This window comes from Dellaglioa sp. CoH-56-MRSF-14 (assembly GCF_056782115.1).
The window spans coordinates 283,779-296,806 of record NZ_JBXAYB010000003.1 but is presented as its reverse complement, the minus strand read 5'-3'; the positions used below and the strand labels follow the sequence as shown (position 1 = coordinate 296,806).

Annotated in this window: 5 protein-coding genes and 8 tRNA genes; all 13 read left to right on the top strand. The window is 36.9% G+C overall.

Going from position 1 to position 13,028, the window contains the following annotated elements; translation table 11 throughout:
* Nucleotides 1-77: 77 nt before the first annotated feature.
* The 13 genes from AC1RPX_RS05165 to rpoC all read left to right on the top strand — a co-directional run bounded on the left by AC1RPX_RS05165 (nt 78) and on the right by rpoC (nt 12,897).
* Nucleotides 78-150, top strand: a tRNA-Val gene (locus AC1RPX_RS05165).
* Between the two features lie 3 nt (nt 151-153).
* Nucleotides 154-226: transfer RNA gene (locus tag AC1RPX_RS05160), tRNA-Lys, on the top strand.
* Nucleotides 227-244: 18 nt separating this feature from the next.
* Nucleotides 245-326: transfer RNA gene (locus AC1RPX_RS05155), tRNA-Leu, on the top strand.
* Between the two features lie 14 nt (nt 327-340).
* Nucleotides 341-416 (top strand) — tRNA-Thr (locus AC1RPX_RS05150).
* Between the two features lie 15 nt (nt 417-431).
* Nucleotides 432-503: transfer RNA gene (locus AC1RPX_RS05145), tRNA-Gly, on the top strand.
* A gap of 11 nt (nt 504-514) precedes the next feature.
* A tRNA-Leu gene (locus AC1RPX_RS05140) sits at nt 515-603 on the top strand.
* A 28-nt stretch (nt 604-631) separates the two neighbouring features.
* Nucleotides 632-705, top strand: a tRNA-Arg gene (locus AC1RPX_RS05135).
* Between the two features lie 12 nt (nt 706-717).
* Nucleotides 718-791 (top strand) — tRNA-Pro (locus AC1RPX_RS05130).
* A 129-nt stretch (nt 792-920) separates the two neighbouring features.
* Nucleotides 921-1,388 carry a CtsR family transcriptional regulator gene (locus AC1RPX_RS05125; protein ID WP_481761623.1) on the top strand — a complete coding sequence of 156 codons (468 nt, stop codon included), beginning with the start codon at nt 921-923 and terminating at the stop codon, nt 1,386-1,388.
* Nucleotides 1,389-1,402: 14 nt separating this feature from the next.
* Entirely contained in the window at nt 1,403-3,880 is a 2,478-nt protein-coding gene (locus AC1RPX_RS05120; RefSeq protein ID WP_481761622.1) for an ATP-dependent Clp protease ATP-binding subunit, read from the top strand.
* 65 nt (nt 3,881-3,945) lie between these two features.
* Nucleotides 3,946-5,292 carry a glutathione-disulfide reductase gene (gene gorA / locus AC1RPX_RS05115; RefSeq protein ID WP_481761621.1) on the top strand — a complete coding sequence of 449 codons (1,347 nt, stop codon included), beginning with the start codon at nt 3,946-3,948 and terminating at the stop codon, nt 5,290-5,292.
* A 264-nt stretch (nt 5,293-5,556) separates the two neighbouring features.
* Entirely contained in the window at nt 5,557-9,147 is a 3,591-nt protein-coding gene (gene rpoB / locus AC1RPX_RS05110) for a DNA-directed RNA polymerase subunit beta (protein ID WP_481761620.1), read from the top strand.
* 96 nt (nt 9,148-9,243) lie between these two features.
* Complete coding sequence (gene rpoC, locus AC1RPX_RS05105; RefSeq protein WP_481761619.1) at nt 9,244-12,897, top strand: DNA-directed RNA polymerase subunit beta'; 3,654 nt, start codon at nt 9,244-9,246, stop codon at nt 12,895-12,897.
* Nucleotides 12,898-13,028: the final 131 nt, after the last annotated feature.

Genomic DNA, 13,028 nt, shown 5'->3' with positions numbered 1-13,028 from the left:
TAAGCTTCTTAGCGCCAAGAGTAGTTGGGGGTCGCCCCCTGCGAGGGTAGGACGTTGCCATGCTTTTTTTATTATTTGGAGGTTTAGCTCAGTTGGGAGAGCGTCTGCCTTACAAGCAGAGGGTCACAGGTTCAAGCCCTGTAACCTCCATTTGAGCCGTTAGCTCAGTTGGTAGAGCATCTGACTTTTAATCAGAGGGTCGACAGTTCGAGCCTGTCACGGCTCATTTTCAATTCCACATTCTGCGGGTGTGGCGGAATTGGCAGACGCACTAGATTTAGGATCTAGCGTCGTAAGACGTGGGGGTTCAAGTCCCTTCACCCGCATCATTTTCAGTTATGCCGACTTAGCTCAGTTGGTAGAGCACCTGATTTGTAATCAGGGGGTCGGGCGTTCGAATCGTCTAGTCGGCACCATTTTTTAATTTTTTTGCGGAAGTAGCTCAGTGGTAGAGCATCACCTTGCCAAGGTGGGGGTCGCGGGTTCGAATCCCGTCTTCCGCTTTTCAATAAATGCCGGGGTGGCGGAACTGGCAGACGCACAGGACTTAAAATCCTGCGGTGAGTGATCACCGTACCGGTTCGATTCCGGTCCTCGGCACCATTTATTGTTTTAATTTTATATTTTTAATGCACCCATAGCGCAACTGGATAGAGTGTCTGACTACGAATCAGAAGGTTGTAGGTTCGACTCCTACTGGGTGCATTTTTTTGTGTTCGGGAAATAGCTCAGCTTGGTAGAGCACCTGGTTTGGGACCAGGGGGTCGCAGGTTCGAATCCTGTTTTCCCGATTAATTGAAAAAGGAATTTAAACTTTATGTTTAAATTCCTTTTTTTGTTTAGGACAAATAACTTTCAATTTTAATTTATATTTCGTATAATGAAAGTCAACATTAGTCAAACTATTTGAGGTGATGAATATGCAGGGTCAGAATATTTCTGATGTGATTGAGAAGTATTTTAAGAAAATTCTTTTAGACGAAAAAGAAATAGTCATTAAACGTTCTGAAGTTGCTGAATTATTTAATTGTGTACCATCGCAAATAAATTATGTTATTAACACGCGATTTACTATTCAAAATGGATATGTAGTAGAGAGTAAACGTGGTGGCGGTGGATATATTAGGATAGAAAAGGTAAATCTTTTTGTAGATCAAGAATTTATTCAAACAATAGAAAATTTAATTGGTACAAACGTATCCCAACAAGAAGGTTACGATATTATTCAAAGTTTATATGATGAGAAGACATTGACAAAAAAAGAATCAAATTTAGTTTTAGCTATAATAAAGAAAGATGTTTTTCTTGGTATGGATACAGAATCAGAAAATATGATACGCGCTAAAATGTTGATTAATTTAATTAATCGCTTACGATATGAAGAGTAGAAAGAGGTAATAATATGGATAATTTATTTACGCCGAGTGCAAAAGAAGTTCTTATTCGAGCACAGGAAGCTGCTAAACACTATCGTCAACAAGCCGTTGGTACTGAACATTTACTTTTGGCTTTGTCTGAAGTACAAAATGGTATTGCAGATAAAGTATTGAAACAATTTAATGTTGATCCAGAAGATATAATGGAAGAAATCGAAAGATTCACTGGTTATGGATCATTGAGATTAAATAAAAATGATAATTATTTACCTTACTCACCAAAAGCAAAAATGATTTTATCAATTGCTAACGATGAAGCTAAAAATTTAAATGCAAGTAAGGTGGGTACAGAGCATCTTTTACTAGCGCTAACAAGTAATAATGAAATATTATCATCAAGAATTATGGGCGGATTAAGTGCTGATGTTAAGCAGGTACGTAAAATGATTTTCCGTCAACTTGGTGTCAGTGAAGTTCAGATGAGACAAAAGAATCGTGGTAAACAAACTCCAGAAGAGGGAACACCTACATTAGATGAATTAGCACGTGATTTGACTAAAATGGCTCGTGATAAGCAGATTGACCCTGTAATTGGTCGAGATTCTGAAGTGAAAAGATTAACTCAAGTATTGAGTCGTCGAACTAAGAATAATCCAGTGTTAATTGGTGAACCTGGTGTTGGTAAGACTGCAATCGCTGAGGGGTTTGCTCAACGATTAGTTGACGGAAACGTTCCTGAAGACATGATTGGAAAACGATTAATGATGCTTGATATGGGATCATTAGTTGCGGGAACAAAATATCGTGGTGAATTTGAAGATCGGTTAAAGAAAATATTGAAAGAAGTATACACGACTAAAGATGTTATTTTATTTATTGATGAATTACACACGTTAATTGGTGCAGGGGGTGCAGAAGGTGCAATAGATGCATCTAATATATTAAAACCTGCATTGGCTCGTGGTGAAGTTCAAGTTATTGGTGCAACGACATTAGATGAGTATCAAAAATACATTGAATCTGATGCTGCTTTGGAACGACGTTTTGCGACAATCACAATCAAAGAACCAACAGAAGCACAGACTGTTGATATTTTAAAGGGACTCCGACCTAAATATGAGGCACATCATCGCGTGCAAATTACCGATGATGCAATTGAAGCAGCAGTAGAAATGGGTAATCGATATATTACTGATCGATTCCTACCTGATAAGGCGATTGATTTAATGGATGAAGCCGCTGCTCAGGTTCGTATTGAGCGCCCAAGGACTAAATCAAAATTAAGTAAAAAACAAGATCAACTTGACGAATTGCGTCAACAAAAAGATGATGCAGTTAGTCAGCAAGATTTTGAATTAGCTGCGGGTATTCGTACAAAAGAAATGCGTGTTAAAAAGCAGGTTGAAGATTTAGAAGCCGAAAAAAATGCTGCCGTTAAGTCTAGTGCAGAACATTATGATATAAAGGTAACTAGCGAAGAAATTGCAGGAATTGTTTCTGATTGGACAGGTGTTCCAGTACAACAATTGAATAAAAGTGAAAGTGATCGCTTAATTCATCTTGAAGACATTTTGCATAAACGTGTTATTGGTCAAAATGAGGCAGTTAGCTCAATTGCAAAGGCTATTCGACGTGCTAGAAGCGGATTGAAAAATCCAGCAAGACCAATTGGTTCATTCATGTTCCTTGGGCCAACGGGTGTTGGTAAAACTGAATTAGCTAAGGCACTTGCTGAAGCTATGTTTGGCTCTGAAGAAGCAATGATTCGAGTGGATATGTCGGAATATATGGAAAAATATAGTACAAGTCGCTTGATTGGATCGCCACCAGGTTACGTTGGATATGATGAAGGTGGACAATTGACTGAAAAAGTTCGTCAGACACCATATTCTGTTGTTCTCTTGGATGAAGTTGAAAAAGCGCATCCTGATGTTTTTAATATTTTACTTCAAGTGTTAGATGATGGATACTTAACAGATTCTAAAGGACGTCGTATTGATTTTAGAAATACAATTATCATTATGACATCTAACTTAGGTGCAACTGCCGTTCGTGATGAGAAGTTTGTTGGATTTGGTGTAGAATCTGAAAAAGATGAATATAAGGCAATGTCTGGAAAAATTCGCGCGGCTCTTAAAAAAGCCTTTCGTCCAGAATTTTTAAACCGAATTGATGAATCAATTATATTCCATTCATTAACTAAAGTTGAATTACATGAGATTGTGAAATTGATGACTAAAGAAGTTATTGATAGGTTGAAGGAACAAGATATTAAGGTTAAAATATCACCTGCAGCAATTGATGTGATTGCTAAGGCAGGGTTTGATCCAGAATATGGTGCTAGACCCATTCGTCGTGCATTACAAACAGAAGTTGAGGACCGTCTAAGTGATATTCTTCTTTCTGGTCAAATAAAAGATAATGATAATATTACAATTGGTGCTGTAAAAGGTGTTATCAAAGTAACGATTAAAGAATCAAAAACTAAAGTAGCAGTGAAGTAAACTTAAAAAGGTGTAACTATTCATGTAGTTGCACCTTTTTTATCACTAGAAAAGGAGTGTTATCTATGGAAAAAATAGATCTTATTGTAATTGGTGGAGGCTCTGCTGGAATTGCAGCAGCAAATCGAGCTGGTTCTTTTGGAAAAAAAGTAATTTTAATAGAAGGAAATGAAATTGGTGGAACTTGTGTCAACGTTGGATGTGTACCTAAAAAGATTATGTGGTCTGCAGCAGCGTTAGCACAAGATTTTGATTTAGCTACTGATTATGGGTTTACTAAACAACAGCCGCAACTTGATTTTGAAAAATTAGTTGCTAACCGTTCTGCATATATTGAACGATTACATGGCGCATATTTCAGAAATTTAGATAAAAATCAGGTACAAGTCATTAAAGGCTATGCAAAATTTATTGATAATCAAACAGTTGAAGTTAATGGCTCAAAATATGTCTCAGAGCACATACTAATTGCAACTGGTGGAACACCCAATATACCCGACATTCCTGGCGCAACGTATGGGATTGAATCTAATCAATTCTTTGATGATTTGAAAGAATTACCTGCTAAAGTTGCGGTTATCGGAAACGGTTATATTGGTACTGAACTTGCTGGAACGTTGAATGCACTAGGGTCAAAAGTTCACATGTATGCAAAATACGACACGTTGTTACCTAATTTTGATGAATTAATTTCAACAAATGTAACAGAAACGTATATAGAAAATGGAATTGATATTAGTTTTAACTCAAAGGTGACAGAGTTGAAACGGCGAAGTGATGGTAAATATGAAGTTATTACCAATGATGACTCATTGGTCGTAGATTGTGTTATTTGGGCGGTTGGCCGCCGACCAGTTACCGATAAAATGAATATTTCTGCCACAAATATTAAATTAAATGATAATGGTACTATTGTGGTCGACGAGTATCAAAATACATCAGTTGCTGGTATTTATGCGACTGGGGATGTTATTGGTAAACTTGACTTAACACCTGTTGCAATTGCAGCTAGCCGAAGATTAATGGAGCGTGTGTTTAATAATAAACCTACGGAACATTTAGATTATAAATTGGTACCCACAGTGGTATTCTCACATCCAGTTGCTGGAACGATTGGTTTAACTGAAGCTGAAGCAACTTTAGAATATGGTCAAGAAAATCTAAAAATTTATCGATCATCATTTACACCAATGCGTTATAGTTTAGGTGATAGTAAGGTGAAGGAAAACCTGAAGTTAATTACGGTTGGTAAAGATGAACGAATTGTTGGATTACATGGTGTTGGAGAAGGCATGGACGAAATGCTACAAGGATTTGCAGTAGCAATTAAAATGGGCGCAACTAAAAAAGATTTCGATGATACAGTTGCTATTCACCCAACGAGTGCTGAAGAATTTGTGACGATGACTTAATGAGCACGAACTGTTGACATCCGATTCAATAGCGTATATGATAATTAAATGTATAATACTGTGAATTTTTATAGCTGATTACGATCTATTGTCCGTAAGAAGCCTTATAGAGAGACAAAAATGGTGATTATTTAAAAATAAATAAACTGTTTTTGTTTTTTCTTTTGCCAAAAAAACCGATTTTTTCGTCTAGTATGCAATTTGTAATCAAACTGTAATATAAAATCATCGGACTTTGGCAGGTTTACAGAATAAATTTGAGAGGTGACTAATTTGGCTGGACATTTAGTAAACTACGGTAAACACAGTACACGTAGAAGTTACGCACGTATCAAAGAAGTTTTAGATTTACCTAATTTAATCGAAATTCAAAGTGACTCTTACCAATGGTTCTTGGATGAAGGTCTTCGTGAAATGTTTGAAGACATCATGCCAATTGACGATTTTGCTGGTAACTTATCATTAGAATTTGTTGATTACCAATTATTAGAACCTAAATACACTGTAGATGAAGCACGCGCACATGATGCGAACTATTCGGCTCCATTACATGTTACATTACGTTTAACTAACCATGAAACTGGCGAAATTAAATCTCAAGATGTTTTCTTTGGTGATTTCCCATTAATGACAGAACAAGGAACATTTATCATTAATGGTGCTGAACGAGTTATTGTTTCTCAATTAGTTCGTTCACCAGGGGTTTACTACAATGGTTCATTAGATAAAAATGGCCGTGAAACATATGGCACAACTGTTATTCCTAACCGTGGTGCATGGTTAGAATATGAATCAGATGCTAAAAATATTTCATATGTACGTATTGATCGTACACGTAAAATTCCATTAACTGAATTGGTCCGCGCTTTAGGATTTGGTTCTGATGATGAAATTATTGAAATGTTGGGTAACAATGATAGCTTAATGCTAACACTTGAAAAAGATGTTCATAAAAATACGGATGATTCACGTGTTGAAGAATCTTTAAAAGATGTTTATGAACGTCTACGTCCCGGCGAACCTAAAACAGCTGATAGCTCACGTAGTTTATTGACAGCTCGTTTCTTTGATCCAAAACGTTACGACTTAGCTCCAGTTGGTCGTTACAAAATTAATAAAAAATTAAGCTTGAAAACACGTTTATTGAACCAAACATTAGCTGAAACATTGGCTGATCCAGATACTGGTGAAGTACTTGCACAAAAAGATACCGTAATTGATAAACAAGTTATGGAAACTTTAGCACCATATCTTGATCGTCAAGATTTCAAGACGGTCACATACCACCCATCAGAAGATGGTGTTGTTACTGAACCTATGGTACTTCAAATCGTTAAGGTTTATTCTCAAGTAGACCCAGAACGTGAGATGCCAATGATTGGTAATGGCAATATTGACTTACAATACAAACATATTGTACCTGCTGATATTATTGCTTCAATGAACTATTTCTTTAATTTAAAAGAAAATATTGGTTCTGTGGATGATATTGATCATTTAGGTAACCGTCGTATTCGTTCAGTTGGTGAATTACTACAAAATCAATTTAGAATTGGTTTATCACGTATGGAACGTGTTGTACGTGAACGTATGTCAATTCAAGATACAACAACTGTTACACCACAACAATTGATTAACATTCGTCCTGTTGTGGCTTCTATTAAAGAATTCTTTGGTTCATCTCAATTATCACAATTCATGGATCAAACTAATCCACTTGGTGAATTGACACATAAACGTCGTCTTTCTGCCTTAGGACCTGGTGGTTTGACTCGTGATCGTGCTGGATATGAAGTTCGTGATGTTCATTACACGCATTACGGTCGTATGTGTCCAATTGAAACGCCTGAAGGACCTAACATTGGTTTGATTAATAGTTTATCAAGTTATGCACGTGTTAACCGATATGGTTTTATTGAAACACCTTATCGTCGTGTGAGCTGGGAATCACATCAAGTAACTGATAAAATCGATTACTTGACTGCTGATGAAGAAGATAACTATGTTATTGCACAGGCTAACTCACCATTAAATGAAGATGATTCATTTGTAAATGAACTCGTTATGGCTCGTAATCGTTCAGAAAATATCGAAATCGGTATTGATAAAGTCGATTACATGGATGTTTCACCTAAACAAGTTGTGGCTGTTGCTACAGCATGTATTCCTTTCTTGGAAAATGATGATTCTAACCGTGCCTTGATGGGTGCCAATATGCAACGTCAAGCTGTTCCTTTAATCAATCCTCATTCACCACTTGTTGGTACAGGTATTGAATATAAGGCAGCTCATGATTCTGGTGTCGCTTTAATTAACAAAAACGAAGGTACTGTTGAATACGTTGATGCACGTGAAATTCGTGTTCGTCGTGAAGATGGCGCTTTAGATAAATACAAATTAATGAAATTCCATCGTTCAAATGGTGGTAAAAACTACAATCAACGTCCAATTGTTCGTGTAAACGATCATGTTGATGCTGATGAAATTTTAGCTGATGGTCCTTCAATGGAAAATGGGGAATTAGCTTTAGGCCAAAACCCATTAGTTGCCTTTATGACTTGGAATGGTTATAACTTTGAAGATGCTGTTATCATTAACGAACGTCTTGTTCGTGATGATGTCTACACATCAATTCATATTGAAGAATTTGAATCAGAAGCACGTGATACAAAATTAGGACCTGAAGAAATTACTCGTGAAATTCCTAATGTTGGTGAAGATTCATTAAAAGATCTTGATGAATTTGGTATCGTCCGTATTGGTGCTGAAGTTAATGATGGTGATATCTTAGTTGGTAAAGTAACACCTAAAGGGGTTACTGAATTATCTGCTGAAGAACGTTTATTACATGCTATCTTTGGAGAAAAGGCTCGTGAAGTACGCGATACTTCATTGAAAGTTCCTCATGGTGGTGGCGGTATTGTTCAAGATGTTAAAATCTTTACTCGTGAAGCAGGGGATGAATTAAGTCCTGGTGTTAATATGATGGTTCGTATCTACATTGCACAAAAACGTAAGTTACGTGTGGGTGATAAGATGGCTGGACGTCATGGTAACAAAGGGGTTGTTTCAATCGTTGTCCCTTCTGAAGATATGCCTTACATGCCAGATGGTACACCAGTTGATATTCTTTTGAATCCCATGGGTGTTCCTTCTCGTATGAATATTGGACAAGTTTTAGATCTTCATTTAGGTATGGCTGCTCGTAAATTAGGTATCCATGTTGCAACACCAGTTTTTGATGGTGCTCGCGATTCAGATATCTGGAATGTCTTTAAAGAAGCTGGAATTTCAGATGATGGTAAGACAATCTTATATGATGGACGTACAGGTGATGCATTTGATAACCGTGTTTCTGTAGGTGTTATGTACTATATGAAACTTGCTCACATGGTTGATGATAAAATCCATGCTCGTTCAATAGGACCATACTCATTAGTAACGCAACAACCATTAGGTGGTAAAGCACAATTTGGTGGACAACGTTTTGGTGAAATGGAAGTTTGGGCACTTGAGGCTTATGGTGCTGCTTACACGTTACAAGAAATTTTAACGTATAAATCTGATGATGTTGTGGGTCGTGTGAAAACATACGAAGCAATTGTCAAAGGCGAACCAATTCCTAAACCAGGTGTTCCTGAATCATTCCGTGTTCTTGTTAAAGAATTACAGTCATTAGGATTAGATATGAAAGTACTTGATGCTAAAAAGACTGAAATTGAATTACGTGACATGGATGATGACGATGATGATATCGTTAATGTGGATGCGTTAAGCAAATTAGCTAATGAACAAAAAGAGAAAAAAGCTAAAGAAGAAGCCGAAAAAATGGCTGCTGAAATGAACAAAGAATAATTTTGGCTTAGTTACTGAACTCAAATTTGTGTGGATGAAGCTAATGCTTAGTTTGAGAAATCCAACACACTATAAAACTAAAGGGAGGTCGGTCCTTTGATCGATGTCAATAAATTTGATAGCATGCAAATTGGCTTAGCATCTTCTGATAAGATTAGAAGCTGGTCATATGGTGAAGTTAAAAAGCCCGAAACAATCAATTATCGTACATTAAAACCTGAAAAAGACGGACTATTCGATGAACGTATTTTTGGACCAACAAAAGATTGGGAATGTGCCTGTGGTAAATACAAACGTATTCGCTATAAAGGTATCGTCTGTGATCGTTGTGGTGTTGAAGTTACTCGTTCTAAAGTACGTCGCGAACGTATGGGTCATATTGAATTAGCTGCACCAGTTACACATATCTGGTACTTTAAAGGAATTCCAAGTCGTATGGGTCTTGTCTTAGACATGAGTCCTCGTGCTTTGGAAGAAGTTATCTACTTTGCTTCTTACGTTGTTACTGAACCTGGTAACACACCTCTTGAAAAGAAACAGTTATTAACAGAACGTGAATATCGTGAAAAACGTGAAGAATACGGGACTGAATTCGAAGCTGGAATGGGTGCTGACGCTATTCGTCATTTATTACGTGATGTTAATCTTGCTGGTGAATCTGAAGAATTAAAAGAAGAATTGAAAGATGCTACTGGCCAAAAGAGAACACGTGCTGTTCGTCGTTTGGACATTTTAGAAGCATTCTTACTTTCTGAAAATGAACCTGCATGGATGGTTATGGATGCTGTTCCTATTATTCCACCTGACTTACGTCCAATGGTTCAATTAGAAGGTGGCCGTTTTGCCACTTCTGATTTGAATGATTTATACAGACGGGTTATTAACCGAAATAACCGACTAAAACGTTTATTAGATTTGAACGCTCCTGGTATTATTGTTCAAAATGAAAAACGTATGTTACAAGAAGCTGTTGATGCATTGATTGATAATGGTCGTCGTGGCCGTCCAGTTACTGGACCTGGTAACCGACCATTGAAATCTCTTTCACATATGTTGAAAGGTAAACAAGGACGTTTCCGTCAAAATTTACTTGGAAAACGTGTTGATTATTCAGGCCGTTCAGTTATTGCTGTTGGACCAACGTTACAAATGAATCAATGTGGTATTCCTCGTGAAATGGCTTTGGAATTATTCAAACCATTTATGATGAAAGAACTTGTTAAACGTGAAATGGCTTCAAATATTAAAAATGCTAAACGTAAACTTGATCGTCGCGATGAAGATATCTGGGATGTTTTAGAAGAAGTTATTGTTGAACATCCAGTTCTCCTTAACCGCGCACCAACACTTCATCGTCTTGGTATTCAAGCTTTCGAACCAATTTTAGTTGATGGTAAAGCAATTCGTCTTCATCCCTTAGCTTGTGAAGCTTACAATGCTGATTTTGATGGAGATCAAATGGCTATCCATGTACCTTTATCTGATGAAGCACAAGCAGAAGCTCGTTTGCTTATGTTAGCTGCTCATCATATCTTGGCACCTAAAGATGGTAAACCAGTTGTAACACCTTCTCAAGATATGGTTTTAGGTAACTACTACCTTACAATGGAAGAAGCTGGCCGCGAAGGCGAAGGTATGATCTTTAAAGATGCTAACGAAGCTGTAATGGCTTACCGTAATGGTTACGTTCATTTGCACACTCGTATTGGATTACAAACAGCAACATTAGCTGCTGAAGGTAAACCATTTACAGATTGGCAAAAAGAACGCATTATGATAACAACTGTTGGTAAAGCAATCTTTAATGAAATTTTACCTAATGAATTTGCCTACATTAATGAACCTAAGAATGATAACTTAATTAATAAAACAGCCGACAAATATTTTGTTGAACCTGGTCAAAATATTGGTGATGTTATTAAAGCACAAGAAATTATTTTACCTTTCAAAAAAGGATTCTTGAGTGATATCATTTCTGAAGTTTATAAACGATTTAAAGTAACTGAAACGTCTAAGATGTTAGATCGTCTTAAAAACTTAGGTTATGATCAATCAACACATGCTGGTATTACAGTTGGTATTTCTGATGTAACTGACTTAAAGGAAAAACCTGCAATTATTGAAGAAGCTCATAAACAAGTTGCTTTAGTTGCAAAACAATTCCGTCGAGGTTTGATTACAGAAGATGAACGTTATGAACGTGTTATTGCTATCTGGACACAAGCAAAAGATGATATTCAACAAAAACTAATGGAAGCATTGGGCACACAAAATCCTATTCAAATGATGAGTGATTCTGGAGCCCGTGGTAATATTTCTAACTTTACTCAATTAGCTGGTATGCGTGGTTTGATGGCAGCTCCTAATGGTAAAACAATGGAATTACCTATTATTTCTAACTTCCGTGAAGGTTTGTCAGTGTTGGAAATGTTTATTTCAACTCATGGGGCTCGTAAAGGTATGACTGATACGGCCTTGAAGACTGCCGATTCTGGATACTTGACTCGTCGACTTGTTGATGTTGCTCAAGATGTTATTATTCGTGAGAAAGATTGTTTCACTGATCGTGGCTTAGATGTATCAGCTATTAAAGAAGGAAATGAAATGATCGAACCATTGTATGACCGTATCTTAGGTCGTTATGCAATGAAGACCGTTAAAAATCCTGAAACTGGTGAAGTTATTGTCGCTTCAAACGAAATGATCGAAGAAAGCAAAGCGCAAGCAATTATCGCTGCTGGAATCGAACAAGTAACTATCCGCTCAGCATTTACATGTAACACTAAGCATGGGGTTTGTGAACATTGTTATGGTCGTAATATGGCTACTGGTGATCAGGTTGAAGTTGGTGAAGCAGTTGGTACTGTTGCTGCTCAATCAATCGGTGAACCCGGAACTCAATTAACAATGCGTACTTTCCATACTGGTGGGGTTGCTGGAGATGATATTACACAAGGGTTACCTCGTGTTCAAGAAATCTTCGAAGCACGTAATCCTAAAGGTCGTGCTGAAATTACAGAAGTAACAGGTATGATTGAAGCAATTGAAGAAAATCCTGCTGAACGTACTAAAGAAGTAACAGTTAAAGGTGAAACTGATACACGAACATATAGTTTACCTTATACTGCTGTTCTTAAAGTTGCCGAAGGTGATAAAATTCATCGTGGTGAAGCACTAACAGTTGGTTCAATTGATCCTAAACAATTAATTCAAGTTCGTGATGTTCTTTCTACGGAGAATTATATTCTTCGTGAAGTTCAAAAAGTATATCGTATGCAAGGGGTAGAAATCTCTGATAAGCATGTGGAGGTTATGTCTCGTCAAATGTTACGTAAGGTTCGCGTTATGGATCCCGGTGACACAAATGTATTACCAGGTACTTTAATGGATATCATGGATCTTAAAGAAGATAACTATAAGACATTGATCAAAGGTGGCATTCCAGCTACTTCACGTCCTGTCTTACTTGGTATCACTAAAGCATCTCTAGAAACAAACAGTTTCTTATCAGCTGCATCATTCCAAGAAACAACTCGTGTTCTTACGGATGCTGCTATTCGCGGTAAGAATGATCCATTAATTGGTCTGAAAGAAAATGTTATTATTGGTAAGATTATTCCTGCCGGTACTGGTATGCCAGATTACCGTCAAATTAAACCAAAAGAAACAGGTTCAATTTCAGCTAATGTTTATTCAATCTCAGATATTGAGAAACGAATGAAAGAAGAAGAAGCTAGCGTGAACGATTAACGTCATAGCTAAAAAAGAACAATTCTTATTAATTTAAGAGTTGTTCTTTTTTTTGTGCTTTATTAGCGAACAATTAACGCTTACATTTTAATAACGTCCGCAAACCATTGTATGGGTAAATAGACTGTGTT